This window comes from Sphingomonas panacis (assembly GCF_001717955.1).
GTDB lineage: Bacteria > Pseudomonadota > Alphaproteobacteria > Sphingomonadales > Sphingomonadaceae > Sphingomonas > Sphingomonas panacis.
The window spans coordinates 2,153,270-2,176,450 of the sequence record NZ_CP014168.1 but is presented as its reverse complement, the minus strand read 5'-3'; the positions used below and the strand labels follow the sequence as shown (position 1 = coordinate 2,176,450).

The window sequence follows — 23,181 nt, the reverse complement described above, 5'->3', positions numbered from 1 at the left end:
GGATACCGCCCGTCAACGCTGAAAGCCGGTCGCGGACTGGTGTAGCGCACCGCCGACCAGCATCTCCCACAGCGGCCGCCCTGCGCCGGCAAGCAGCGCCCGGAAGAACGCGGCGAGAAGCTTGTCCGCAGCGGCCGGATCGTCGCTGTCCAGCTCGTCGGTCAGGAACGAGGCGCGCACCATCACCCCGTCCGGCAGGCGCAGCGCCAGGCTCTGGCGGAACAAGGCGGCGCGCACCGCCAACGACCCGGCCGGCAGCGCGTCACCGATCCGCATGAAATACCCGACCAGTTCGTTGCGCCCGGCGCGATCACCGATGAAGCGCGTCACGATCGGCCCGTTAGCCAGCGCGAGTGGCGCCAGCCGGCGCACCTTGAAGCCCTGGGTGGCGTAGCAGAATTCGGGCCAGTGGAAGCGATCCTCCTGCCGAAGCTCGCGCTTGTAGACGATGTTGAGCATGATGCGCGGCAGTGCCGGCGCGACATAATCGCGCTCGACGACGCGGTCGTACATGTCGAGCGCGGCCGCGAAAGCGACGTCGATCTCGATCGGATCGACCATATCCGCGCTTGACGGCTGCAACTGCCACGCGCCGACGCGCGGTGGCAACTGCGTGAGCACGCCATCGCCCCCCGGCGGCACCGTGCGCTGCGCGCGCCGAAAGCCGATCGCCCCTGCGGACGCGGCGCCCGCAAGGCCGGCAAACGCCCCTGCGCCGAGCAGATCACGGCGGCGGATCATGCCTGCGCCTCCACCGGCCCGAGCGCGCGGCCGAGCAGCATGAACGCGGTCAGCACCACCCCCACCTCGACATAGGCGGCGACATCATGGACGATCGCCTCCCCCGACACGCCGAACAGCGCCGCGGTGAGGATCAGCGCGAACACCCGCAAGAAATTCGCCGCCAGTGCGATCACCGGCATCAGCGCCACGAACAACAGCCCGGCAGAGAGCGAGCGCGCCGGAAAGACATGCAGGAAGAGGAAGCCGATCGCCGTCATCGACACCATCGCCCGCAATCCGACGCAGGCGCCCGCGACGTTGAGCTGGACGAAGCCGACGTAGATGAACACGCCCGATGTCGTCACCGGAAAGCCCAGCAGCGCGGCGAGCCGTGCCGCCGAATGTGTCAGCCCCAGCCGCAGCGGCACGAGCAGCGCGTCGGCGATCGGCCCGAACCACGGCACGATGAAGATCAGCAGCGCGGCGAGCAGCAGCCAGCGCCTAGCCAGTGCCGTCCCGCCGGTCGCGAGCGCGAGGCTCGTCATCATGATCGGCAGCGACACGCCCTGGAGTTGCACCGAATCGGTTACCCGACCGACGAAGTACAGGATCAGGGCGGCGGAGATCGCCGCCGCCCCGGCGACCTGCTCGCGCTTGGTCGACGACCAGGCGAAAGCGTGCCGGTCGCGCCAGTAGCCGAACAACACCAGCGCGAGCAGCAACCCGCTATGATTGTCGTCCTCGCTCCACAGCAGCACCGCGCCATATTCGGTCAGCACCGGCACGTAGAGCGCAAGCAACCCGAACAGGATCAATCCGAGCGCGACACTGCTGCGTCCGTGCGCGGCGGGCGGCACGGCCTCCTGCCGCATGTAGCCCGAGTCCAGCGTGGCGGTGGCGCGCGGCATCATGGCCGCACCATGACGCCACCGACGATCGCGATGCCGGCGTCTTCGCACAAATCGAGCATTCGCGACGAGCGACGCGCGCGGGTAACGCCGGCGCGAGTCACGCACAACGCACCCGTCGTCGCGAGCGCGGCGATCTGGTAATCGTTCGAGGTCGCGGCTGCGGGCGTATCGACGAAGATCACCTCGAACGCGTCGTCCATCGCTTCGATCAGCGATTGCAGCGCGGACTGCATGAAGCGGTCGTACCGCAATTCGCTCAACGTCGCCGCCGGAATCACCGACAGGTTTTCAACACCGCGTACAGGCCGGTGAATCGCCCCGCATATCGGGTCAGCCAAGCTGAACTTGGTGTGGATCGCGGGGTTGCGCAGATCCGCGTCGATCAGCAGCGTGCGGACGCCCGATTGCGCGAAGATGCAGGCGAGATTGCTTGCGACGACGGTTCGGCCTTCGCGCCGGTCGGCGCTGATGATCGACAGCGCCTTGTGCTTGGGCTCGGCCAGGAACCAGCGCATCGCCAGCGTCTGCGCGACCCGCCGCAGATCGGCGACACGCGGCGAATGCGGACTCTTCAGCGCGAACAGATCGTCGCCAACGCTTACGCTGCCGGTTGCGGTCGCCGACGGCCACGCGCTCTGCCCGTGCGCGACCGAAGCGTCACCGAGCATCGCGGCGGCGCGGCGGAACAAGACGGTACGGTCCTGCGACAATCTCGCCGCCTCTTCTGGCCGATCGTCGTCGACTCGTGCCTCGGCGACGAGCAGATCGGCGATCCGCACTGACAGCTCGTCCCACTCGCGGCTGTTGTACTTCATGCCTCGACCCTCATGTTCGGCAGCAGGCCAGCCACCATTCGCGGCAGGCGCAGCGGCTGCGGCGGGCTGATGCGAATGCTGCCGAGATCGGGGATGCCGAGCCAGCTTTCCATTTCACCGCTGAAGCGGATGCGCCGGTCGAAAAAGGCGATGCCGATCACGAGCACCACGCCCGCCGCCACGCCGAACACGAGGCCGAACACCATCGTCACGAAGCGCCGTGGCAACACCGGCTTCTCGCTTGGCGTCGCTGGCGAGAGGATCGAGATGTTGGTCTGCGCGGTCGTGTCGAGCACCTGCAATTGCGCGCGGCGCTGCGCGATCTGGTCGTAGGACGCCTGTTGATTGGCGATGTCCTGCTGCAGGATCGACACTTCGCTCTGCGCGGCGCGAACCTTGGTGACGCGATCGCGCTGCGCGGCGACCGCGCCGCTCAGTCCGGCTTGAACCGTCCGCGCCTGCGCCGCGCTCGCCGCCGCCGACCGACGGATCAGCGCCTCCTGCCCGGCAAGCTGGCCGCGCATCGCGGTGATCTGCGCGACGAGCTGGCGATAATCGGGATTGTTGGGGCCGGCGGTCGTGCTGAGCTGGCTGCGTTGCGCTTCCAGCCGCGCGATCTCGGTCTGCAGGCCCATCACCACCCCGCTCGCCATCGTATCGGGCAGCGCGGCGCCGCCGACATGCGACGACGCCGCGACGCTCTGCGTCTGCGCCGCAGCGAGTTGCGTCGACAGCGCGTTGAGCCGGGCGCTATCGGGGTCAGCCTCGCCCTTGCCGGCGACGAGATTGAGCGCGCGTTCCTTGGCGATGAGCTGCGCCTGCATCTCATGCAGGGTTCGGCTCATCTCGTTGAGCTGTTTGGTATAGGATGCCACCGTGCGCCGCGCCGGATCGGCCTGGAGCTGGATGTTGACGTCGATGAACGCCGCCGCGAACGCATTGGCCATTGTCGCCGCGAAGCGTGGATCGCCGCTGAGGAAGCTGATTTCCATCACCCGCGAATTGACCGCGCTCGAATCGATCACCAGCGAGGCACGAAGCTGGCGGGCGAGGAAATCGGGCAGCGCGCCGTCCTTTGGCTTCCAACCGAACTGGCGCGCCGCGTCCGGCACGCTCGCCAGCCCGGTATCGGTGACGACCTGCCGCGCGACGCGGTCGCTCTTGAGGATGTCCTCCTGCGTCAGCAGATAATCGGCCGAAAGCTGCTCGGCGACCGATTGCGGCCCGATCGTCTCCGGCGCGCGCACCCCCGCCACCACCGTCGCGGTCGATTTGTAAATCGGCCGCGTCATCACCAGGCTCAGCACCGCAAGCGCGAGCGACACGATTACGCAAGCCACGATGATCCGCCACTTTTCGAACAATACCTTGCCGATATGCCTGGGAGTCACACTCTCGCCCCTCGCCTAGAACAGCCGCGCGCCGACCAGGATCAGGTCGCGCGGCTTGACCGGGTCTTGCAGCTTGGCGCGGATGATCGCGTCGGCGGCGCCTTCGTGGCGAGTCACCTTGAGCCGGCTGCGCGCACCGCGCTGAGTGATGCCGCCGGCCAGCGCGATCGCACGCTCCATCGTCAGCCCCGGTTCGAGCGGGAAGTTGCCTGGACGCTGCACCTCGCCCGAAATGTAGAAGGTCGCGCTTTCGGTGACGATCAGCGTGTCGTGCGGTTGCAGCATCTGGTTGGCGGCGCCCGCGAGCAACTGGTCGGCAGGCAGATCCTGCTGCGTGCCGTCGCGCCGGACCACCCGCACCGTGCCGCCGCCCACGCCGAGCGTCGCTCCCGCGCGCGCGAGCATCTCGGTGATGGTCAGCCCGCCGCGATCGAGCGGATACTCGCCCGGCTTCCCTACCGCACCCAGCACGGAGACGGTGCGGCTGCGATAGGTCTGCACCATCACGTTGACGAGCGGATCACGGAAGATCCCGCCCGATTGCAGCCGCCGCATGATCTCGTTGCCGACCTGCGCCGGTGTCATCCCCGATGCCTGTACCCGGCCGACCGCGTTCAATACGACCGTGCCATCCTCGGCGACCTCGACCACGCTGTTGTAGTCCGGCGCGCGGTATACCGTCACCGCCAGCACATCGCCCGCGCCGACCAGATAGGCGACGTCTTCGCTGCGGCTCACGGCGGGGATCGCGCCGGGCGTGGCGGTCTGCGCCTGCGCCACGGGCGAGGCCACCGAAACGAAGAGCGCGAGCGCGCAGGCGGCCCGGCTCATGACTGTGGCGCCTTGGGCGCGGTGTCGGCGACCGCTTGCTTCAGATTGGCGTTGAGAATCTCGACGTTACGGGATTTGCGCAGCGTCTTCACCGTAGCCTGCGCGATGTCCGCCACCCGCTCGGCCGCGAGACTTTGCTCGATCTTGCCCGTGGCTGCCTCCAGCGGGAGCGGCTCGACCGTGATCGATTGAATGCGGCCGAGGTGAAGCTGGCCCGGCGACTGATAGACGATCGTCGATCCGACCGTCAGCTTGTCGAGCACGTCGCGATTCTCGGGAAGTTCGTCGGTGAACCGCGCCACGACCGCCGGCTGCAGAAAGGGTATCGTGTTCGAGATCACCGCCGCGAGCGTGTTGAAGTCGCCGTGATCGAGCGCGTCGGTATAGCTGCGGAGATTGGGGATATCGCTCTTGAGGACATATTCCTCGACGATGAAGCGACGCCGGTTGGAGAACAACGCGGGATGCGCCTTGTAATAGGCCTCGACATCGCGCGGATCAGCCTTGGGCAGCTTGCCGGTCAGATTGCGGAGATAGGCTTGCGCGAGGATCGATCGCTTCGCCGCCGCGATCGCCTGGCTGTTGTCGGGATCGTCGTCCATCCCCGCCGAGACGGCGGCTTCGGCGAGCAGCTTCTCGTCGATGAGTTGCTGGAGCAGCATCCGCCGCATCGGCGCGACCGCCTCCTTCGTCACCGGCGGCATTTGCCGCAGGAGCTGATCATATTCCTGCAGGGTGACCTCGAACTTGTCGCCCTTGACGATGAGTTGCTCAGGCGCTTTGGATGCGCCACAGCCAGCGAGGCTCGCGGCAACGCCCAGCACCGCAGCGCCTTCCATCAGAACGCGAACGCGCCGGGAAACCCGGCACACTATGCCATCCTCGAACATCAACACCCCGCAAATAATCCCGTCGCCACCCACCGCGCTGGCGCGGCCGGCACACCCCCGCCTGATGAAATCGGTGCGGCCACGTCAGCGGCCGCACCGATCCGCGGCTTCAGGCAAGCGCGAGCTTGGCTTTCTGGCGACGACGGCGCGATGCCATCATCGCAGCCGCGCCGCCGACGAACAGGAAGCCCGCCGGCCCCGGTGCGGACGCCGCGTGCGAGAGCAGGCTCAGGCTGTAGGTTCCGCCCAATCCGTTCGCCGACGTACCCGTGACGTCGATGAAGTAATCGCCCGTCAAAAGGTTCGCGAAGGTCTTGGTCTGGCCGTCGGTCAATTCACCGAGGAACACATTCGGCGCGCCGACCGCGTAGAACTTTGCGCTCAGGCTGGTCAGCGCGAAGGTGATCGTCCCGAGCGTGATCGGCGGGCTGACGTTGCCGCTGCCGCCAACGTCCGACTTCAGGCCGAGCGAGAAGGTGATATGATCGCCGGGATTGACGGCGCTGCCGATAAAGCCGCCGGTGCCGGTGCCGATATTGGGCACCAGCGTTCCCAGTGCGATGGTGTTCGCCATCGCCGGGCTGGCGAGGAAAATGGCCGAAGCCCCTGCCAGAACAGCGATTTTTCTCCCAAAACCTATCCCCATTAAATCTCTCCTCAGAAACAGGCCCGAAAGCCAAGCGAATGACCAGCGCTCAGATTGCATCCCCTGCAATCAGCACTATCAAGCGCGCCATCTATACTTGCGGACCGCCGACCCATCAAACCGTATCGACCGTATTTAGTCTTCATTATGTCCAGACTGGACCATTTGTACTTCCGCAAAGGAAGCATCCATAATGGAGGAAACGCAGATCATCTTTGATTTTCGGAATGTCATTTCCACGAAATGCCCGATATCATATCCAACACCGTTCTCCGGGCCCTGGAAGGCTCCGCCGGGCCGCACTGGTCCCGCACGCTTCGGCGCCGAATCCATCCGCGCCATGACGTCCACAACGATGGGAGGCCATGTTGTCATACCGGCAGATCGGGCATGCTCCCGCGTCCGTGACTGCGATCGGGCCGGGCGACGCGTCGCCGCCCGTCCCTGCGGAACCCGCAAAGACCGTCGCGAGCGCGCACGCCTGGCGTGGCGTTCTGATCGCGCTGATCGTGCTCGGCCACAATCGCCTGTTCGAATCGCATGCCTACGGGGCCTATCGGCTCCTCTACAATTTCCACGTCGAGGCGTTTCTGATCATCCCGTTCCTGCGCCGGGCCGACCGTGACCGCCGGGTGGATTGGCTGTACCCGCTCAAGACGTATTACCGCCCGTTCTGCGTCTTCGTCACGGCCTATGCCGTGCTGTTCGCGGTGTCGGGGGTCGCCGACGCGCCGCGCTCGATCGGCGATGCCTTCGCGCGGTACGGGTCCGCGCTTACCTTGGCCAACAGCGCCGCGATCGAGCGCGCGACCGGGTTCGAGATGTTCTGGTTCCTGCCGGTGTTCATCATCCTCGCGACGATCCGGCCGCTGCTCGATCGCGCCAACGCGGGGTGGTTCGCCGTGGCGCTATTCGCCGCCGCTGCGGCGCACGCGACCATCGGCTATCTCGACGCGCGTATCGCGGCGATGCTGCCGTGGGGCGTGCCGATTGTCGCCTATATGCTGTTCCCCTGCCTGCTCGCCGCCGCTTTGGCGAAGACGGGGTGGAGCACCGCGATTCCGCTTTGGGCGGCTGGCACCGTGTTCGCCGCGATGACTGCGGTGTGCGTCATCGACAAGCTCTCGATCAACCTGTCGGACTTCAAGCTGTACGATGCCACGCATCCCGCCGGCCTGATCGTTACCGACATTCTCATGGTCTCGGCATCGATCATATTCCTGCGCGGCGGCGCACACCTGCGCGTGCGCTGGCTCGATGCGTTGGGCCGCCACTCGCTCCAGATCTATCTAATCCACGGCATCATCGGCTATGCGCTGGTACGCCTCGCCGGGCATGTGCTGATGGCGACGGCGCCGCTGCTCGCGATCACCTACGCCGCGACACTCCTGCTCTCCTTCCTTATCGCGCGGTGGATGATGCGAAGCCCGGTCGGGGCGTGGATCTTCGCTGCGCGGTAAAGGCGTCAGGCGCGGCTGCGCAGGCTGCCGGACAGGACGGGCGCCGGCACCGCGGAACCGGATCGGGCGAACCGCGCGCGCCGCGCGCGCAAGCTGCGCCCCGTCTTCGGCAGCGTGCCGACGATCACCCCTACCCCGCCGATCAGCAGCAGCATCGCCGTATCGACCGCCTCGGCATAGCAATAGCTCAGCAGCAGGATGATGCCGTAGAGCGGCATCCGGTCGAGCGATGCCGCCGCGAACCCGCCGGTGTTCGCCAGATGGCGCAGCGCCCGCCACAGCGCGAGGCCGAAGAAGCCCGCGACGATCGCGATGCCGAACACGCCGCCCTCGGCCGGGATGCGGTGGACTTCACCATGGACGTTCATCGCGAAGCCGGTCGGGCCATAGGTCGCCGCCGCCCACGCCCAATAACCGGTGGCGCCCACCCCGAACGCGGGATGATGCGTGAACAAAGTCCAGGCGTTGCGATTGACGAACTCGCGGACCATGTCGCTCTGGTCGTAGATGCTCTGCACGGTGAAGAAATAGCGCGTCGGCGTGTGCGAATAATCGCGCCCGGCGCTGGCCAGTTCGCGGTGGATATAGCCATCGTCGAGCAGCAGCGCGCTTGCCGCGACCGCGCCGATCATTCCGGCGAGGCCGAGCTTCGCACCCAGCGGAAAGCGGCACAGCGCGAACAAGGCACAGAACAGGATCAGCGCCTTGCGCTCGCCGCTCAGCAGCACGATCGCGAAGGCGAGCAGCACCAGCCCCGGAAAGAGATAGCGCCCCTTGCGCGTGATCCAGTCCTCCAGCCCGAACAGCGGCATCAGCGCCAGCGACAGGATCAGCTTGGTGTCGGACAGATATTTCCACGTGACGAGATGGTGGTGCAGCACATGCCACCCCACCAGATGCGCGGTGACGAGCGCGCACAGCACACCCATGCCTTTGAGCAGGACCTCCGCGTCGGCGCGCTTCGCCGATTGCGCATAAGCGTACAGGCCGATCAGCGCGATCACGATGATGCAGAACTGCACCGTCCGCGCCACGCCGGCGGGATAGGACACCATGAAACTCGTCACCGTCGCATCGGCGATATAGGCGAGCGCGAGCACGAACACGCTGTCGAAGCGGCGGAAGCTCGCGCGGCACGTCCAGATCGCGACGCCCAGCGCCAGCATAACGATCACGCCGAGCGCGGCGATCTTGTAGCACAATGACAGCACGAGCAGGACCATCGCCGCGAACACGGCCCGCCTGGCAAAGCGCCCGCCATCCGCAGCGCGCGGCCGCGCGCGCCTGTCGCGATCACGCCGGAGCGGCGCGCGGTGGCGATGGCTGACGACCCTGCTCACGCGCTCCCGCTGCCCCCGCTTCCGACATCACCCGCCATGCGCGGGAGCGGCATCGTGGAACAAGGCGTCCGCACCGTAACGGAGCAATCGGTTCGCACTATGTGCCCGCGTGACCTCGCCGCGCCGCTCGGCTATCGCCGTGCGACGGCCGATCGGCGTGGCGGGCAGCGGGGGTTCAGTGGCAGGCAGTCTGATTCGCCGGCTCGGCGCAAGCCGGATGGTGACGAACACCGGCGCCTATCTGCTCGGCACGGTGATCAACCGGCTGTTCCCGCTGTTGCTCGTGCCGCTCTACACGCGCGTGTGGAGCACCGGCGAGTTCGGCGCGTGGGGCTTCTGCATGACCGTGCTCAACGTGCTGCTGATCGTCTCCGGCCTCGGGCTCGATGCCGCCACGACGCGGCTCTATTACGACCACCACGACCCGCATGAGATCCGCCGCTTCCTCGTCGTCGGCTTCGTGCTGCGGATCGCGGTGGCGGTCGGCACGGCGCTGCTGCTGTTCGCGCCCTTGGTGATGATCTGGCCGTGGATCAGCGGCGGCGCGATCCCACCGCTGCCGTTCGTGCCGCTGCTGCTCGTGGGATCGTCGCTTCAGGCGGTGGTGGCGTTCAACCTCGCCAACGCCCGCGCCGAGCGCCGCGCCAGGGCGTTCATCCAGATCCAGCTCAGCCAGGCGCTGTTGCAGGCAGTCGCCAGCCTCGCGCTGGTGCTGGCCGGCTGGGGCGCGGCGGGGGCGTTCTACGGCTATGCGATCGGCGCGGGGATCGTCGCGCTCGCCGCTGGGGCGCGCTTCCTGCGCCGCAACCACACGCCGGGTCCGCTGCCGTGGGGGCAGATGCGCGAGAACCTCGCGTATGGCATCAGGACGCTGCCGGTCGCGATGTCGACATGGCTGCGGCGGATGGCGGACCGGGTCATCATCGGCCGCTCGGTATCGATGACCGACCTCGGCCTCTATCAGCTCAGCGCGAGCGGCATGGCCCCGCTGTCGGTGCTGATGGGCGCGTTCAACGCCGCCTATCTGCCGTTCTTCTACGAAAAGCGCCGCCAGGGCGAAGCCGCGCTGCCGCTGATCGCGGCGATGGACATGGCGATCGTCGCCGTGCTGGCGATGCTCTCGGTCGCGGTGATGGCGGTCACCCCCGAACTGATCCGCTTCCTCGGGCCGCCGCGCTATGCCGGCGCCGCGCACATGACACCCGCGCTGGTGCTGGCGGTGATGCTCGATGGCATCCAGTTGCAATTCACCAAGGAACTGATGTTCCACAAGCGCCCCGGCCTCGCGAGCTGGATGACGACCCCCCCTTCACTGCTCGGCGTCGTCGCGAATATTATATTGATCCCACACTATGGCGCGATCGCGGCGGCGTGGATCGCGGCGATCGTCTCTGCGACGATCCTGATCGGCTGCATCGCCGCGACCCGCCGCGTCGAGCGTACCGGCCACGACCTTCGCCGGCTCGCGCTCGCCTGCGCGCTGGTGGCGGGCTATGCGCTGGCGGCGAGCGAAGCCCTGCCGGTCACGCCGTTCCACCTGCCGGCGCTGGCGGTACGGCTGGGCAGCGGCGCGCTTGCCTGCGCGGCGATCCTGCTCATTCTCGCGCCCGGCAATATCCGTACGGTGCTGAAGGCGCTCGGCCACTAGCGGCACGCGCGTGTTGACCTTTCACTATACGAACCATATACGGTTCGTATAGTGAAAGGTAGGCATATGGGCATCGTGAAAATCGCCGACGATCTGCATGAGGAAGCGCGCCGCGCCAGCAGCGTGATGTGCCGGTCGATCAACGCCCAGGCGGAGTTCTGGATGAAGATCGGCATGCTCGCCGAAACGAATCCGACGCTCTCGTTCAACGACATCGTCCAGGCGCAGATCGCCGCCGCCAACCTCCATCTCGCCGACGCGCCGACCGCCTGACATGGTCAAGACCGCCGACGAGCTCGCGCTGATGCGCATCTCGGGCAAATTGCTCGCCTCGGTGTTCGAGATGCTCGACGGCCAGGATCTCGCCGGCCTGTCGACGATGCAGGTCAACGACATGGTCGACCGCTTCATCACCGTCGATCTTGCCGCGCGCCCGGCGAGCAAGGGGCAATATGGCTTCAAATATGTCCTGAACTGCTCGATCAACCATGTCGTCTGCCATGGCGTTCCGAACGCCGACGAGATCATCCGCGACGGCGACATCATCAATCTCGACATCACGCTCGAAAAGAACGGGTTCATCGCCGATTCGAGCAAGACCTACCTCGTCGGCAACGCCCCGCCCGCCGCGCGCCGACTTGTGAAAGTCGCGCAGGAGGCGATGTGGCACGGCATCCGCGCGGTGCGGCCCGGCGCACATCTCGGCGACATCGGCTTCGCGATCGAACGCCACGCCAGGAAGCATGGCTATGCGATCGTCCGCGATTATTGCGGGCACGGCATCGGCCGCGAGATGCACGAGGAACCGCAGGTCATGGCGTTCGGGAAGCCGGGCACGGGGCTCAAATTGCGCGAGGGAATGGTCTTCACGATCGAGCCGATGCTCAACCAGGGCACGCGCAAGGTCTCGACCGAGGACGACGGCTGGACCGTCGTCACCAACGATCGCAAGCTCTCTGCCCAGTTCGAACACACGGTCGCCGTGACGCCCGACGGCGTGGAAATCCTCACGCTTCGCCGCGACGAAGCGCCGATGCTGCAACGCCGGGCGTAACCGGCCAACGGAGATTCAGAGGCGCAGTCCGAAGCGCGGCCCGGCCCAGGTCATGGCGGCGTACAACAGGATCGTCAGACAACACCCCGCCGCCAGCGATGCCCAGAAGCCCAGGCCTTGCCGCAGCAGGACGGGAATCAGCAGGAACATCGGCAAGGACGGCAGCACGTACCAGAAGGTCGCCCCGGTATGCGCCGCCATCGTCTCGACGTCGGGCTTCTCGCTCCACAGCCAGATCATGCCGAGCACCGACACCAACGGCAGCGACGCCACCAATGCCCCGAAACCGGGATAGCGTTTGGCCAGCGTCGAAGCGGCCGCGATCAACACACCCGAAATTGCGGCTTTGAGGGCGAGGTACAGCATAGCCGGCGACGATACGCCGCATCCCGTTCCCGAACCAGAGGCGCTGGACTTATCCGTGCGTGCGCGCGGCCTTCTGCGCGCGTGCCTGCTTGGCGTAATAATGGTGCGCGGCGACACATCCCGCCATCGCGCCCATTACCGCATGGCCCTTGCCGACATAATGCCCGGCGACGCCGCCCGCCGCCGCGCCGCGAATGCAGCCCTTGGCCAGCGCCGGCGACGCCGACACCATCAGCAGCGGCAGGGCGAAAAGGGATACGAAACGCATGGCGGCTCCATTCGAACAAGATGCTTGGTCTCGCCAGTACCGGTGACGAGCCCATGCTGTTCCGTGAAGATTTGTTCATCTTGCGAACCGGGCGGGCACCCCAGGCGCGGCTGAGCCTAATTCGCCGCGCGACGGTTGAGATCATGCCCGAGCGCGAGGATTGCGACGCCGACCAGCGTCCAGATCGTCTCGCCACCGCCGCTATCATGGGGCAGCGACATCGCACCGGCCATCATGCCGAGGCCGAGCGAACCGACCGCAGCCGGCAGCATATAGCCGTGCGACACCGCGCCGCGCCCAAGCGCGATCACGCCGAGCAGGATCGCGATCGACAGGCCGACTTCGTGAAAGATCGGATTGAGCAACAAGCCGCCCGCCGACGCCGCCAGCGCGACCAACACCGAACTGGCGACGCAGTGGATCACGCACAGCCCGGAAAGGCCGATCGCAAGACCGTCGAAGCGCGACTCGATCCAGTGGATCGCGGGATGATGGACGTGAGCAGTCATGGCCAGCCGCATGTGGCATGGCGGGTTCGAAGTTACAACATATCATCGCGAGATTTTGCGGCATACGCCGGATCGACGTGTCCGTAGATGCCGCCGGACTATGCCGTTGGGCGGTTCGTTTTCAGGAAAGGCCCGCGCCACGCGGTACGGGAGCCTATCGTGATCCGAAGCGAGCCTTTGCGGCATCGGTGAAAGGCATGAAGATGCTGACGGGCGAGCCTTCAGGATCACGGACTTGGAACGTGCGATTTCCCCACGGCAGCAGTTTGGGCTCATGCACCAGCTCGGCCTTGCCTTTCAGACGATCGAAGACGGCATCGATATCCGCGACCATGAACTCCAGAATGGCGGTGCGGTTAGCGCTCGGCTCCGCGCTCCCTTCGGCAAAAGCCGCCACCGTCTCCACGCTGCCGATGGCGAGAGTCGCGGCCGGCGTGACGATCTCGGCGAATTGCGGCGCGAGCCAATCGGCGGTTTGACCCGTCACCAGCTCATAGAAGGTCACCATCGCCTTGATGTCGGCGGCGATCAGGCGGACGGATGTGAACTTCATGGCTGCATTCCCGGTTGGTTCTTGTGTGCGGTGGCGTCTTAGCGCAGCACTGCTGACACCGTTGTGTCAGCAGGAGTCATCAGCCGTTGCGTCGCGCCGAACGCCTTTTTCAGATCATCCAGGTTCTTCGCCGATCGACGCGGCCGGTAACCGCCGCCGCCGTGGCTGCTGAGTTGGAGGTTTCAACGCGCACCGTGTACCGCGATATCGCCGATCTCATGGGGCAGCGGGTGCCGATCATCGGCGAGGCTGGCCTCGGATATCTGCTGGCGGCCGAATACGACATGCCGCCGCTGATGCTGACCCAGGTGGAGTTGGAAGCCATTGTCCTGGGCGCACAGTGGGTCGCCGGGCGCGGCGATCCGCATCTCTCCCCTGCCGCGAACGACGTTCTGGCCAAGGTCGCCACGGCTGTTCCCGCGCATCTCCGGCCATTCATCACGATGCCGAGTACGGGCGTCCCACCGCGCCTTGACCCGATCGAGGAAGCCGTGGACCCGGCAACGTTGCGGGATGCGATCCGCTCGCGGTCGAAGCTACGCCTCCTCTATCGTGCCGCTAACGGCGAACGAACCGAGCGGACGGTCTGGCCGATCATCCTGGGCTATTCGGATACCCATCGCATCCTGATCGCATGGTGTGAGGTGCGACACGGATTTCGCCACTTCCGCACCGATCGGATGGTGGCCGCCGAAGCTCTGAATCAGCCGATCCCGGAGCCGAAGCGCGATCTGCATCGCCGTTGGGAGGCTTGGCGAGCGGCCGAACTTGCCAAGAGCCCGCAAGAGGATTCCCCGAAATATCATCGTGTTCGGTAGGGCTGGGGACGTGAGACGCGTCAACTACCGCCCATCCCTCCCGAATCCAGCCTGACTCGCCCCCCACGCCCTCGCCAATTTGTCCAATCGACGGCGCGCCGCGAGGTCGCTACGCATATGTGATGCTAAAGCTGCTCTCGGGCCGGCCGCTCTCAGGCCGGCCGGCCGTTCCACTCGCGATGATCCGCTGGCTCTATGTCGTCGCCGCGATGATCGTGCTGATCGTCGTGGTCGGCGGCGTCACGCGCCTTACCGAATCGGGGCTGTCGATCACCCAGTGGAAGCCGATCACCGGCGTGGTCCCGCCGCTGACGGAGAGCCAGTGGCAGGCCGAGTTCGCCAATTACCGCCGCATTCCGCAATATGAGGCGATCCACCACGGCATGACGCTGGCCGGGTTCAAGCACATCTTCTTCTGGGAATATCTCCACCGGCTGCTCGGCCGGCTGATCGGCACGGTGTTTGCGGTGCCGCTGCTGTGGTTTGCGGTGCGACGGCAGATCCCGCGCGGCTATGGCTGGCGGCTGGTCGCGCTGCTCGCGCTCGGCGGGCTGCAAGGTGCGTTCGGCTGGCTGATGGTGCGCTCGGGCCTGTCGGTTCGGACCGAGGTCGCGCCGTTGTGGCTGGCGGCGCATCTGCTCACCGCCCTGTTCACGCTCGCCGGGCTGGTGTGGACCGCGCTCGATCTGCGCGCGCTCGCCGCCAATTCCTACGCGCGACCGGCGCGGCTGACCGGGTTCGGCGCGCTCGTCGGTGCCGTGCTGGCGGTGCAATTGCTCTATGGCGCGCTGATGGCGGGGCTGCGCGCCGGGCTGGTCACCAACGAATGGCCGCTGATGAACGGGCGGTTCTTCCCGCACGAGGTGCTCGGCACGCGCCCGCTCGGCGCGTTGCTGCTCGATGATCCGTCGCTGGTCCATTTCATCCATCGCTGGTGGGCGTGGGTCCTGGTCGCGGCGCTGATCGTGCTCGCGCGGGCGGCGAAGCGCGCGCGGAACCGCATGGCTTCGGTCGCGATCCACAGCGCGTTCGGCGTGCAGATCCTGCTCGGCATCGCCACCGTGATGAGCGGTGTCGATATCACCCTGGCCGCCTTGCACCAATTGGGGGGCGCGCTGCTGGTGATCGCCACCACCTGGGGCGTGCACGCGATCGGCCGGCAGCGCCGCTGAAAACTGACAGGTATCACAATACCCGTCAGCAAACCGGCACTTTGCTTGACTTGCGCGCGGTTCTGCAACATTAGCCCGCCACCAAGCGCCGTCCATCCGTGGGCGGCGCCTTTCGTTTCGAACAAGAGGTCACAGCCCCATGAAGGCGCTCATGAAGACCACCAAGGCGGTAAAGCCGCACGAGGTGGAGAAGAAATGGCATATCGTCGACGCGGACGGCCTGGTCGTCGGCCGCATGGCGTCGATCATCGCCAACATCCTGCGCGGCAAGCACAAGCCGAGCTTCACGCCCCACGTCGATTGCGGTGACAATGTCATCATCATCAACGCGGACAAGGTTCGGTTCACGGGCAACAAGCTCAAGGACAAGGTTTATTACAAGCACACCGGCTATGCCGGCGGCATCAAGGGAATCACCGCGGGCAAGGTGCTCGAAGGTCGCTTCCCCGAGCGCGTGTTGGAAAAAGCCATCGAGCGCATGATCCCGCGCGGCCCGCTCGGCCGTGCCCAGATGCGCAACCTTCGCATCTTTGCCGGCACCGAGCATCCGCACGAAGCGCAGAACCCCGAAGTCCTCGATATCGCGGCGATGAACCGCAAGAACAAGGTGGGCGCGTAATGACCGACAATCGCCAGTCCCTTTCCGATCTCGGTGCCGTGCTCAACCAGCAGGGCGAAGTCGCCGAGGCCAATGCCGAAGTGAAGGCCGACGCGTATCTGTCGGGCCAGATCGACGAGCCGGTTCAGCGCGCGCCGCTGCGTGAGCAGGATCTCGACAAGTACGGCCGCGCCTATGCGACCGGCCGCCGCAAGGACGCCGTCGCCCGCGTGTGGCTCAAGCCCGGCACCGGCAAGATCACCATCAACGGCCGCGATCAGGAAGTGTATTTCGCACGCCCGACGCTGCGCCTCGTCATCAACCAGGTGTTCGGCATCACCGAGCGCACCGGCCAGTATGACGTGATCTGCACCGTCAAGGGCGGCGGGCTTTCGGGCCAGGCCGGCGCCGTGAAGCATGGCATCAGCCAGGCGATCACCAAGTACGAGCCGATCCTGCGCGCGCCCGTCAAGGCCGCCGGCTTCCTGACCCGCGACAGCCGCACCGTCGAGCGCAAGAAGTACGGCCGTGCCAAGGCACGTCGTAGCTTCCAGTTCTCGAAGCGCTAAGCGTCTCGGTCTCGAACGCGCAAAGGGGCGGTCCGGCAACGGGCCGCCCTTTTCGTTTATGTCGTGATGACATTATCTCCACCCGTTCGCGCTGGGTAGCGATCGAGTAGGCGCTTGCGCCCTGTGGAGATGAGCAGGTCGCGTTCTGGGCCTGTCCTGCGACACTCGATACGCGCTTCCGGCAACTCGGCAGGCACTCAGGACGAACGGAGATATTGGAGGTCGTCGCGCGTCAGGAGGCGCAGACGATCAGCAACGTTATCGCGCGGCGGCGGCCATATCGGCATTGCGGCGCGCGGACGCGGCGAGCGTCTCGCGCAGCAGCGCCTTGAGCGCATCGTCCGCGTCGAGCACGTTGAGTCCCTCGCGTGTCGAGCCACCGGGGCTGGCGACACGATCGGCCAGCGTCGCGGGCGACTCGACAGCCGACGCGGCCATGATGCCCGAACCCTCCAGCGTCGCGCGCGCGAGCCGGTCGGCCTGATCGGCGGGCAGGCCGAGCGCGGCGCCGGCCTCGGCCAGCGCCTCGGCGAAGCGGAACACGAAGCCGGGGCCGCAGCCCGACAGCGCCGTCACCGCATCGAACAGCGACTCCTCGGCGATCCATTCGACCAGCCCGAGCGGGCGCATCAGCGCCTCGGCGGCGACCTGCGCCTCGCCGTCGTCGCCGGCACCGTGCAGCGCAACCACGCCCTTGCCGATCAGCACCGGCAGGTTGGGCATCGCGCGCACGATCGCCCCGGCACCGGGGAAACGCGCCGCCAGCGAGGCTTCCTCGACACCGGCGAGGATCGACACCAGCAGACGCGGCGCGAGCCCCGGCGCGGTGGCGACGAACGAATCGAGCTGTTGCGGTTTGATCGCGAGGACCAGCGTATCGGGCGTGTACTCCGCCGGCAGCGCGTCGAGGTGCCGCACGCCGGCGGGAAGCTTCGGCGTTCCCGGATCGAGCACGGTGATGTTCTCGGGCACCACGCCCGCATCGATCCAGCGGTGCAGCATCGCGCCGCCCATATTGCCGGCACCGACCAGCAGGATGCGTCCGGGCAACCCGGCGGCGGACAGGCTCATGTCAGGCCTCGCCCTGCGTCTCGGTCATCGCGGCGGCGAGCGCTTCCTTGGGGCTCTTGCCGCCCCACAGCACGAACTGGAACACCGGGTAGAAGCGCTCGCATTCGTCGATCGCCGATTCGACCAGCAATTCGGCGGCGGCGAGCGACAGCGTGCCGCCGTCTCCGTCGATCATCGCGGCGTGGCGATAGAGCAGGATGTTGCTCGCCGACCAGATCTCGAAATGGCCGACCCAGAGCTGTTCGTTGATGAGCCCGACCGTCTCGTAAAGCGCGCTACGGCGCTCGTCGGTGACGCGGATGTCGGGAAAGGCGAGGAACTGAATGACGCTGTCCTCGTCGCGCCACAAGGCGCGCAGCTCGTACTGAGTCCAGCTTCCCTTGACCTTGGCGATGACCTCGTCATCCTGGCGCTCGTAATCCCAGCCATGCGCCGAGAAGTAACTTTCGAGCATATCGATGGGAGCGGCGTCGTCGCGTTCGTAATCGGCTTCGTCGAGCATATCGTCAGCCCTTACGCTTTAGACGGTACAGGCTCAAGCGTGGCGAAGGCCCGAAATGCCGACAAGCCCGTGTGGACGGACCTGTCGACAAAGCTGTGGATAACCGGATCAAGCTTCGGTCGAGACCCCGGCGCCGGCCTTGGCTTCGAGCGCGGCGATGCGCGCGCGCAGAGCATCGGCATCGTCGCGCGCGGCGGCGGCCATCGCCTTGACGGCTTCGAACTCGTCGCGGCTGACGAAGTCGAGCCCGCCGATCCACTCCTTGGCGCGCGCCTTGGCGCCCGCTTCGGCTTCGCGGCCGACGCCGGCGATCGTACCCGCCGCGCTGTTCATCAGCTTTACGAGATCGTCGAAGATTTTGTTGTCGGCCTGCATGATGAAAACACTTCCTTGGATGGCTTACAGAGAGATGACTTGGGTACTCGCCGACGCCGGCGCAATGGTTTCGGCGTTCGGATTGAGCCGATCGATCTGAAACAGCAGCGCACCCGCGAACGCCACCCAAGCCAGATACGGCACCATCAGCCACGCCGCCAGCGTGCGGATTCGCCCGAATATCAGCGTCGTCGCCAGCGCCAGCACGAACATCAGGGCCATGATGACCAGCGCCCAGCCGACCAGATGCATGCCGAAGAACACCGGCGACCAGATCAGGTTGACGAGCAATTGTACCGCGAACAGCGCGATCGCCGGCCCGCGCAGCCGCGATCCGCGCGCGTGGATCACCATCGCCAGCGCCAGCCCCATCAGCACGTACAGCGTCGTCCAGGCGACGGGGAACACCCAGTCGGGCGGGTTGGCGGCGGGCTTGGCGAGCATCGTGTACCAGCGGTTCTGCGATCCCGCCGGCGCGATCCGCGCCGAGGTGAAGCCGAGCAGCAGGATCAGCGGCACCGTCACGATCGCCCAGCGCAGGAACGCCAGCCTCAACTGTTGCCTAGACGCGATTTCGCTCAACCGTTGGTCCTTTACGCCCTGCGGGGTACGTGGATCGTGTATCATCGCAGGTGTGAAAGACAATTGCCGCAGCGTGCTGGAGTTCCGCGTCAGTCGGCTCCGGCTTCGGGCAAATGCCCCGTTATGAGAAACTCGACATTGCCCTCAGGCCCGGTGATCGGGCTTTCGACCAGCCCGTCGACCTGCCAGCCCCTGCCCGTCAGCCACTCGGACACCTCGGTGCAGACGCGCGCATGGACAGCGGCATCGCGCACGACCCCGCCCTTGCCGACCTCGCCCCGCCCCGCCTCGAACTGCGGCTTGATGAGCGCGACCAGCCGCGCGCCGGGCCGCGCGAAGCCGAGCGGCACGTCGAGCACCTTGGCGAGACCGATGAAACTGGCATCGCAGACGATCAGATCGACTGCTTCGGGAATGTGAGTGGGCGTCAGGATGCGCGCGCTGGTCTTTTCGTGGACGATGACACGCTCGTCCTCGCGCAGCTTCCATGCGAGCTGGTTGGTGCCGCTATCGACCGCATAGACCCGCGCCGCGCCACCCGTCAGCAACACGTCGGTGAAGCCGCCGGTCGAGGAACCGACATCGATCGCGACCGCACCCGTAACATCGAGGCCGAAGTGCCCGATCGCGTGCGCGAGCTTGATGCCGCCGCGCGAAACCCACGGATGATCGCGCCCGCGCACGTCGAGCATCACGTCGTCCGCGACCGCCTGCCCCGGCTTGTCAATCTTGCGCGTACCGGCAAACACCAGCCCCGCCATGATGAGCGCCTGCGCGCGTGTGCGACTCTCGGCGAGCCCCCGATCGACGAGGAGTTGGTCGGCGCGCATCTTCGGCATTTCGCCTCCTAACAGCGCCGTTTCGCCGACGCAAAGGCGGCGACGATTTCGGGCTGCCGCAACCCGCCTTCGCTCCGGCGCAGGCGCTATTGCCTATCGGATGAGTAGGAATATCTTCGGAGCTGGGAAGCGTGGTTATCCGGCGTACCCTAGAGCGACGGACGGCCACGTTTCCTCGAACGTCTGGAGAGGCACAATGGGCAGCTTTTCGCACTTCGATCCGGCTCAGCCGACGGTCCTGACAGTGCCGGGCCTCGGCGGCTCGGGGCCATCGCATTGGCAGAGCCTCTGGGAAGCGGCACGGCCCGATACCGTCCGCGTCGAACTCGGCATGTGGAACACGCCGCATCGCAACGCTTGGGTAACCAAGCTCGATCAGGCGATCCGCTCCGCGCAGGCGCCTGTGGTGCTGGCGGCGCACAGCCTTGGTTGTCTCGCGGTGGCGTGGTGGGCGGAACTGACTCGTCAGCCTTATGGCTGGCCGGTCGCCGGCGCCTTGCTGGTCGCCCCCGCCGATGTCGATCGCACCGATGCGCAGCAGGAACTGAAAGCGCTCGCGCCCGCGCCGCGCACGGCGCTCCCCTTCCCGTCGATCGTGGTGGCGAGCACCGACGATCCGTGGATCGACATCGACCGCGCGCACAGCCTTGCGGTCGATTGGGGCAGCCATTTCGTCGATGCCGGCGCGCAGGGGCATCTCAACGCAGCCAGCGGCATCGGCTGGTGGAGCGAGGGGCGCGAACTGCTCGACCGGGTGGTGCATGCCGCCGCCGACCGCCAGGGGAAGACACGCGCGCCGAGCGAGGCGCGCTCGATCCTGGCGATCAGCGCGGCTGATGCCGGGCGGGAGCAGTATCTCGGACCGACGGCATGAGCGGTGGACGCTGACGTAGCGGCGTTGCGCCATGATCGAGCCTACTGCCTAAGCGCCGTTATAGGCCGCCGCGCCGAACACTAATCCAGATACAGGTAGCTCGGGTCGAACTCCGCGAACCGCTTTAGCCCGGGCCAGTCGAAAATCTCGACGCTCCCCTGGCGGAACTCCACCAAACCCTGTTCCCGCAACTGGCGCAGCATGCGGTTGGCATGGACCGCCGTCAGCCCGGTCGCGTCGGCGAGATCGATCTGTGTCAGCGGCAGCGCATAGCGCATACCCTCGACCATGCCGACCCGCTCCAGCCGCAGGTACATTTCGCAGAACAGATGCGCGAGCCGCACCGCCGCCGGGCGCGCGCCGATCGAGACGATCCACTCGCGGTTGATCGCCGCGTCGATCATCGTCGAGCGCCACAGCAATTCGGTGAGCGTCGCGGATTCCATCGTCAGCACGCGGATCGCGCTATGCGGGAACAGCGCCACCTGCACAGGGGTGATCGCCGCGACATGATGTTCGAGCTGGCGGAGCGGATAGCTGTGCAGATCGACGAAATCACCCGGCACATGGATCGCGAGGATCTGGCGTCGGCCGTCTGGTGTGTCCTTGTAGCGCTGGATGAAACCGTCGAGCAGCAACGTGCATTGGCTGAGCGGTTCGTTCGGCCGCACGATCGTGCGGCGCGCGGCGAACTCGGTGGTGCGCGCGATCGCCTGTTCCAGCGCGGCGACCTCCTCCGGGGTCAGGGTGGGCGTTCTATGCGCCTGCAAGAACAACCGCGTCATCATCGCTTGAACACCCCCATCCCCAAATCACCGGAACGCCACCCAGCCATGCACGTTATTCCCGACAAGAGGTATCGTCCATGACCAAGCAGCCTGAAAAAATACCCGCCGAGGCGACTGCCGAACACGGCGAGGTGATGATCGACGGCCCGGACGGCCTCGCTCTCTCGCTCACGCCTGATGCGGCACGGCAAACCGCGCATTCAATCGACGCTGCAGCCCGCGAGGCACAGGATCAGCCCACCGGCGCGATGCCATCGGACAATCGCCGCGACAGCGACACCACCGGAGGATAGACCCTCCGCTACGCCTGCTCGCGGTTGGCGCATGACATGCGCGTCCGGTACGCCGCTTCAACCTGGTCCGCGCCGTTGGCGTCACCGTTTCTGGACCGGTTTAAGTGCGACCTGCTGGATATGCCATGTCTTCTGCGCAGCCGTCCCGCCGTCCACGTCGGAGCGCTGGAGCGTGACCGAGCCGATCTGATAATAGGGTTTGCGGGTCCGCTTTAACCGCGCATAGATCTGCACCGGCACGGTGACGAAGCGCTGCCCCGCGCCGGCATCGACCCGCCCGGGCGCGCCAATATTGGCGTGGTATTCGCTAAACTCCGAAAAGCTGTCGGCGAAATCCGCGGGCGTGAGCCGCGAGCCGGCGCCGCCGCCGCGCCACATCTGCCACGCCGGCTTGAATTTGCGCTCGCCGATCAGCGCGTAATAGCGCTCGACCACTTTCGCGGCGCCCTGCGCGCTGTCGGGCGCGGCGGGCGCCTCGGAGATCGGCGTGCGATCGTCGGGCAGTCCGCCGGGTGCGCCGGGCGGGGGTGGCGCAAGCGGCTCTTCGAGACCATCCGGAACGCTCCCGTTAGGGGTTGGCGTGGGCGACGGCATCGGATCAGTGGACGGTGGCGGCCCGACCGGATCGTTCGCGGGCAGCGGCGTATCGGGGCGGTAGGCGTTGATGCTGCTCTGCGCGCGCTCAGCTGCCGCATCGATATCGACGTCGTTGTTGATATTTGTATCGGTCTGCGGCGCGCACGCGACGATCAGCAGCAGGGGCAAAGCGGCAACAACGCGCACGGGCAAACACTTTCGACGACATCGGGTTCTCTCAACGATGCGTCACCGGCTCCGTTCCGGTCAACTCGTATCGGTGATGGAACGTTTGCGGGAGGGCGGACATCTGTGCGGCCGGCTATGCCGGCCGCACCCGGCGCGTCAGGGCTTCAGTGCGGCGTCGTCCTTGTCGTCGAGGTCGTCGTCGTCGGCGAGGTCATCGTCCTCGAAATCCTCCTGGAGCGAATCCTCGTCTTGATCGTCCTCGTCCTGGTCGGCGTCATCGTCTTCTTCGCCGACTTCGTCGCTCTCCATCTTGAGATCGTCTTCGTCGTCCTCGTCCTCTTCGCCCACGATATCGGGTTCGAGGTCGGTCAGGATCGCGCCGTCGCTCGGGCCGCCGCTGGTCGCTTCGAGGATTTCGGCGCGCTGGCTCTCGTCATAGCCTTCCTCGTCGTAGCCGTCGTCGCCCGGGCCTTCGCCGGGCACCTGATATCCACCGCTGATCGCCATCTTCGCTCTCCTGTCCCGGGAAA

At 66.4% G+C, this 23,181-nt stretch carries 30 protein-coding genes; 10 read left to right on the top strand and 20 right to left on the bottom strand.

What is annotated here, in order from left to right; translation table 11 throughout:
* Window positions 1-12 precede the first annotated feature (12 nt).
* The 7 genes from J0A91_RS09870 to J0A91_RS09840 all read right to left on the bottom strand — a co-directional run bounded on the left by J0A91_RS09870 (window position 13) and on the right by J0A91_RS09840 (window position 6,267).
* Window positions 13-741, bottom strand: a complete 729-nt coding sequence (locus J0A91_RS09870; RefSeq protein ID WP_069204778.1) for an exosortase C-terminal domain/associated protein EpsI — start codon at window positions 739-741, stop codon at window positions 13-15.
* Window positions 738-1,634, bottom strand: coding sequence for an exosortase/archaeosortase family protein (locus tag J0A91_RS09865; protein WP_069204777.1), 897 nt, complete (start codon window positions 1,632-1,634; stop codon window positions 738-740). The genes J0A91_RS09870 and J0A91_RS09865 overlap by 4 nt, the downstream gene beginning before the upstream one ends.
* Entirely contained in the window at window positions 1,631-2,449 is an 819-nt protein-coding gene (locus tag J0A91_RS09860; RefSeq protein WP_069204776.1) for a CpsD/CapB family tyrosine-protein kinase, read from the bottom strand. The genes J0A91_RS09865 and J0A91_RS09860 overlap by 4 nt, the downstream gene beginning before the upstream one ends.
* Entirely contained in the window at window positions 2,446-3,840 is a 1,395-nt protein-coding gene (locus J0A91_RS09855; RefSeq protein ID WP_083224602.1) for a GNVR domain-containing protein, read from the bottom strand. The genes J0A91_RS09860 and J0A91_RS09855 overlap by 4 nt, the downstream gene beginning before the upstream one ends.
* A 15-nt stretch (window positions 3,841-3,855) precedes the next feature.
* Window positions 3,856-4,671, bottom strand: a complete 816-nt coding sequence (locus J0A91_RS09850; protein WP_083224601.1) for a polysaccharide biosynthesis/export family protein — start codon at window positions 4,669-4,671, stop codon at window positions 3,856-3,858.
* Window positions 4,668-5,543, bottom strand: coding sequence for a peptidyl-prolyl cis-trans isomerase (locus tag J0A91_RS09845; protein ID WP_150126878.1), 876 nt, complete (start codon window positions 5,541-5,543; stop codon window positions 4,668-4,670). The genes J0A91_RS09850 and J0A91_RS09845 overlap by 4 nt, the downstream gene beginning before the upstream one ends.
* A gap of 127 nt (window positions 5,544-5,670) precedes the next feature.
* The gene (locus tag J0A91_RS09840; protein WP_150126877.1) at window positions 5,671-6,267 is read right to left on the bottom strand and encodes a hypothetical protein; all 597 of its coding nucleotides are present in this window, start codon (window positions 6,265-6,267) and stop codon (window positions 5,671-5,673) included.
* A 305-nt stretch (window positions 6,268-6,572) separates the two neighbouring features.
* On the opposite strand from J0A91_RS09840, the gene J0A91_RS09835 reads away from it, so the two are divergent.
* Window positions 6,573-7,667: an acyltransferase family protein gene (locus J0A91_RS09835; protein WP_069204772.1), complete on the top strand. Its 1,095-nt coding sequence runs from the start codon at window positions 6,573-6,575 to the stop codon at window positions 7,665-7,667.
* Between the two features lie 5 nt (window positions 7,668-7,672).
* Here the strand turns inward: J0A91_RS09835 and J0A91_RS09830 are convergent, their stop codons facing one another.
* Window positions 7,673-9,007, bottom strand: coding sequence for an O-antigen ligase family protein (locus J0A91_RS09830; RefSeq protein WP_069204771.1), 1,335 nt, complete (start codon window positions 9,005-9,007; stop codon window positions 7,673-7,675).
* A 178-nt stretch (window positions 9,008-9,185) separates the two neighbouring features.
* Here J0A91_RS09830 and J0A91_RS09825 point away from each other — a divergent pair, with 178 nt between their 5' ends.
* The 3 genes from J0A91_RS09825 to map all read left to right on the top strand — a co-directional run bounded on the left by J0A91_RS09825 (window position 9,186) and on the right by map (window position 11,709).
* Window positions 9,186-10,655, top strand: a complete 1,470-nt coding sequence (locus J0A91_RS09825; protein WP_150126876.1) for a lipopolysaccharide biosynthesis protein — start codon at window positions 9,186-9,188, stop codon at window positions 10,653-10,655.
* Window positions 10,656-10,721: 66 nt separating this feature from the next.
* Window positions 10,722-10,928, top strand: a complete 207-nt coding sequence (locus tag J0A91_RS09820; protein WP_069204769.1) for a ParD-like family protein — start codon at window positions 10,722-10,724, stop codon at window positions 10,926-10,928.
* Window position 10,929: 1 nt separating this feature from the next.
* Entirely contained in the window at window positions 10,930-11,709 is a 780-nt protein-coding gene (gene map, locus J0A91_RS09815; protein ID WP_069204768.1) for a type I methionyl aminopeptidase, read from the top strand.
* Window positions 11,710-11,724: 15 nt separating this feature from the next.
* Here the strand turns inward: map and J0A91_RS09810 are convergent, their stop codons facing one another.
* The 4 genes from J0A91_RS09810 to J0A91_RS09795 form a co-directional block, all read right to left on the bottom strand.
* Window positions 11,725-12,075 (bottom strand): DUF3147 family protein, encoded by a 351-nt coding sequence (locus J0A91_RS09810; protein WP_069204767.1) that lies wholly within the window; start codon window positions 12,073-12,075, stop codon window positions 11,725-11,727.
* Window positions 12,076-12,124: 49 nt separating this feature from the next.
* Window positions 12,125-12,343: a hypothetical protein gene (locus J0A91_RS09805; protein WP_069204766.1), complete on the bottom strand. Its 219-nt coding sequence runs from the start codon at window positions 12,341-12,343 to the stop codon at window positions 12,125-12,127.
* 116 nt (window positions 12,344-12,459) lie between these two features.
* Complete coding sequence (locus tag J0A91_RS09800) at window positions 12,460-12,852, bottom strand: MerC domain-containing protein (RefSeq protein WP_069207195.1); 393 nt, start codon at window positions 12,850-12,852, stop codon at window positions 12,460-12,462.
* Between the two features lie 154 nt (window positions 12,853-13,006).
* The gene (locus J0A91_RS09795) at window positions 13,007-13,405 is read right to left on the bottom strand and encodes a VOC family protein (RefSeq protein ID WP_069204765.1); all 399 of its coding nucleotides are present in this window, start codon (window positions 13,403-13,405) and stop codon (window positions 13,007-13,009) included.
* Window positions 13,406-13,491: 86 nt separating this feature from the next.
* Between J0A91_RS09795 and J0A91_RS09790 the strand changes: the two genes are divergently transcribed.
* The 4 genes from J0A91_RS09790 (at window position 13,492) to rpsI (ending at window position 16,562) form a co-directional block, all read left to right on the top strand.
* The gene (locus tag J0A91_RS09790) at window positions 13,492-14,223 is read left to right on the top strand and encodes a helix-turn-helix transcriptional regulator (protein ID WP_069204764.1); all 732 of its coding nucleotides are present in this window, start codon (window positions 13,492-13,494) and stop codon (window positions 14,221-14,223) included.
* Window positions 14,224-14,345: 122 nt separating this feature from the next.
* Entirely contained in the window at window positions 14,346-15,395 is a 1,050-nt protein-coding gene (locus J0A91_RS09785; protein ID WP_069204763.1) for a COX15/CtaA family protein, read from the top strand.
* A 139-nt stretch (window positions 15,396-15,534) separates the two neighbouring features.
* Window positions 15,535-16,014, top strand: coding sequence for a 50S ribosomal protein L13 (gene rplM, locus J0A91_RS09780; RefSeq protein WP_083224599.1), 480 nt, complete (start codon window positions 15,535-15,537; stop codon window positions 16,012-16,014).
* Window positions 16,014-16,562, top strand: coding sequence for a 30S ribosomal protein S9 (gene rpsI, locus J0A91_RS09775; RefSeq protein ID WP_083224598.1), 549 nt, complete (start codon window positions 16,014-16,016; stop codon window positions 16,560-16,562). The genes rplM and rpsI overlap by 1 nt, the downstream gene beginning before the upstream one ends.
* Before the next feature lie 258 nt (window positions 16,563-16,820).
* On the opposite strand, the gene J0A91_RS09770 is transcribed toward rpsI, so the two are convergent.
* From J0A91_RS09770 to J0A91_RS09750, 5 genes are all read right to left on the bottom strand, one after another.
* A complete protein-coding gene (locus J0A91_RS09770; RefSeq protein ID WP_069204762.1) occupies window positions 16,821-17,633 on the bottom strand; it encodes a pyrroline-5-carboxylate reductase family protein in 813 nt (270 codons plus the stop codon).
* Window position 17,634: 1 nt separating this feature from the next.
* Window positions 17,635-18,135: a type III secretion system chaperone family protein gene (locus tag J0A91_RS09765; RefSeq protein ID WP_069204761.1), complete on the bottom strand. Its 501-nt coding sequence runs from the start codon at window positions 18,133-18,135 to the stop codon at window positions 17,635-17,637.
* A gap of 108 nt (window positions 18,136-18,243) precedes the next feature.
* Complete coding sequence (locus tag J0A91_RS09760) at window positions 18,244-18,510, bottom strand: accessory factor UbiK family protein (RefSeq protein WP_069204760.1); 267 nt, start codon at window positions 18,508-18,510, stop codon at window positions 18,244-18,246.
* 24 nt (window positions 18,511-18,534) lie between these two features.
* Entirely contained in the window at window positions 18,535-19,092 is a 558-nt protein-coding gene (locus J0A91_RS09755) for a TspO/MBR family protein (RefSeq protein WP_069204759.1), read from the bottom strand.
* An 89-nt stretch (window positions 19,093-19,181) separates the two neighbouring features.
* Window positions 19,182-19,931, bottom strand: coding sequence for a TlyA family RNA methyltransferase (locus tag J0A91_RS09750; RefSeq protein WP_069204758.1), 750 nt, complete (start codon window positions 19,929-19,931; stop codon window positions 19,182-19,184).
* Between the two features lie 196 nt (window positions 19,932-20,127).
* Between J0A91_RS09750 and J0A91_RS09745 the strand changes: the two genes are divergently transcribed.
* Window positions 20,128-20,805, top strand: coding sequence for an RBBP9/YdeN family alpha/beta hydrolase (locus J0A91_RS09745; RefSeq protein WP_069204757.1), 678 nt, complete (start codon window positions 20,128-20,130; stop codon window positions 20,803-20,805).
* Window positions 20,806-20,885: 80 nt separating this feature from the next.
* Here the strand turns inward: J0A91_RS09745 and J0A91_RS09740 are convergent, their stop codons facing one another.
* Complete coding sequence (locus tag J0A91_RS09740; RefSeq protein WP_240502249.1) at window positions 20,886-21,590, bottom strand: Crp/Fnr family transcriptional regulator; 705 nt, start codon at window positions 21,588-21,590, stop codon at window positions 20,886-20,888.
* Window positions 21,591-21,670: 80 nt separating this feature from the next.
* Between J0A91_RS09740 and J0A91_RS09735 the strand changes: the two genes are divergently transcribed.
* Window positions 21,671-21,886, top strand: coding sequence for a hypothetical protein (locus J0A91_RS09735; RefSeq protein WP_069204755.1), 216 nt, complete (start codon window positions 21,671-21,673; stop codon window positions 21,884-21,886).
* An 81-nt stretch (window positions 21,887-21,967) separates the two neighbouring features.
* Here J0A91_RS09735 and J0A91_RS09730 read toward each other — a convergent pair whose 3' ends face one another.
* Window positions 21,968-22,669: a hypothetical protein gene (locus J0A91_RS09730; RefSeq protein ID WP_069204754.1), complete on the bottom strand. Its 702-nt coding sequence runs from the start codon at window positions 22,667-22,669 to the stop codon at window positions 21,968-21,970.
* Window positions 22,670-22,807: 138 nt separating this feature from the next.
* A complete protein-coding gene (locus J0A91_RS09725; RefSeq protein ID WP_206365011.1) occupies window positions 22,808-23,158 on the bottom strand; it encodes a DNA primase in 351 nt (116 codons plus the stop codon).
* Window positions 23,159-23,181 lie beyond the last annotated feature (23 nt).

What these genes read in the sequence shown, in the direction of transcription:
- J0A91_RS09865 (WP_069204777.1), bottom strand. Translation starts at nt 1,634, where the DNA reads ATGATGCCGCGCGCCACCGCCACGCTGGACTCGGGCTACATGCGGCAG.
- map (WP_069204768.1), top strand. Translation starts at nt 10,930, where the DNA reads ATGGTCAAGACCGCCGACGAGCTCGCGCTGATGCGCATCTCGGGCAAA.
- rplM (WP_083224599.1), top strand. Translation starts at nt 15,535, where the DNA reads ATGAAGGCGCTCATGAAGACCACCAAGGCGGTAAAGCCGCACGAGGTG.
- J0A91_RS09800 (WP_069207195.1), bottom strand. Translation starts at nt 12,852, where the DNA reads ATGACTGCTCACGTCCATCATCCCGCGATCCACTGGATCGAGTCGCGC.
- J0A91_RS09760 (WP_069204760.1), bottom strand. Translation starts at nt 18,510, where the DNA reads ATGCAGGCCGACAACAAAATCTTCGACGATCTCGTAAAGCTGATGAAC.
- rpsI (WP_083224598.1), top strand. Translation starts at nt 16,014, where the DNA reads ATGACCGACAATCGCCAGTCCCTTTCCGATCTCGGTGCCGTGCTCAAC.
- J0A91_RS09835 (WP_069204772.1), top strand. Translation starts at nt 6,573, where the DNA reads ATGTTGTCATACCGGCAGATCGGGCATGCTCCCGCGTCCGTGACTGCG.
- J0A91_RS09810 (WP_069204767.1), bottom strand. Translation starts at nt 12,075, where the DNA reads ATGCTGTACCTCGCCCTCAAAGCCGCAATTTCGGGTGTGTTGATCGCG.
- J0A91_RS09860 (WP_069204776.1), bottom strand. Translation starts at nt 2,449, where the DNA reads ATGAAGTACAACAGCCGCGAGTGGGACGAGCTGTCAGTGCGGATCGCC.
- J0A91_RS09740 (WP_240502249.1), bottom strand. Translation starts at nt 21,590, where the DNA reads ATGACGCGGTTGTTCTTGCAGGCGCATAGAACGCCCACCCTGACCCCG.
- J0A91_RS09840 (WP_150126877.1), bottom strand. Translation starts at nt 6,267, where the DNA reads ATGCAATCTGAGCGCTGGTCATTCGCTTGGCTTTCGGGCCTGTTTCTG.
- J0A91_RS09850 (WP_083224601.1), bottom strand. Translation starts at nt 4,671, where the DNA reads ATGAGCCGGGCCGCCTGCGCGCTCGCGCTCTTCGTTTCGGTGGCCTCG.
- J0A91_RS09820 (WP_069204769.1), top strand. Translation starts at nt 10,722, where the DNA reads ATGGGCATCGTGAAAATCGCCGACGATCTGCATGAGGAAGCGCGCCGC.
- J0A91_RS09785 (WP_069204763.1), top strand. Translation starts at nt 14,346, where the DNA reads ATGCTAAAGCTGCTCTCGGGCCGGCCGCTCTCAGGCCGGCCGGCCGTT.
- J0A91_RS09765 (WP_069204761.1), bottom strand. Translation starts at nt 18,135, where the DNA reads ATGCTCGACGAAGCCGATTACGAACGCGACGACGCCGCTCCCATCGAT.
- J0A91_RS09745 (WP_069204757.1), top strand. Translation starts at nt 20,128, where the DNA reads ATGGGCAGCTTTTCGCACTTCGATCCGGCTCAGCCGACGGTCCTGACA.
- J0A91_RS09805 (WP_069204766.1), bottom strand. Translation starts at nt 12,343, where the DNA reads ATGCGTTTCGTATCCCTTTTCGCCCTGCCGCTGCTGATGGTGTCGGCG.
- J0A91_RS09770 (WP_069204762.1), bottom strand. Translation starts at nt 17,633, where the DNA reads ATGAGCCTGTCCGCCGCCGGGTTGCCCGGACGCATCCTGCTGGTCGGT.
- J0A91_RS09750 (WP_069204758.1), bottom strand. Translation starts at nt 19,931, where the DNA reads ATGCCGAAGATGCGCGCCGACCAACTCCTCGTCGATCGGGGGCTCGCC.
- J0A91_RS09725 (WP_206365011.1), bottom strand. Translation starts at nt 23,158, where the DNA reads ATGGCGATCAGCGGTGGATATCAGGTGCCCGGCGAAGGCCCGGGCGAC.
- J0A91_RS09795 (WP_069204765.1), bottom strand. Translation starts at nt 13,405, where the DNA reads ATGAAGTTCACATCCGTCCGCCTGATCGCCGCCGACATCAAGGCGATG.
- J0A91_RS09870 (WP_069204778.1), bottom strand. Translation starts at nt 741, where the DNA reads ATGATCCGCCGCCGTGATCTGCTCGGCGCAGGGGCGTTTGCCGGCCTT.
- J0A91_RS09735 (WP_069204755.1), top strand. Translation starts at nt 21,671, where the DNA reads ATGACCAAGCAGCCTGAAAAAATACCCGCCGAGGCGACTGCCGAACAC.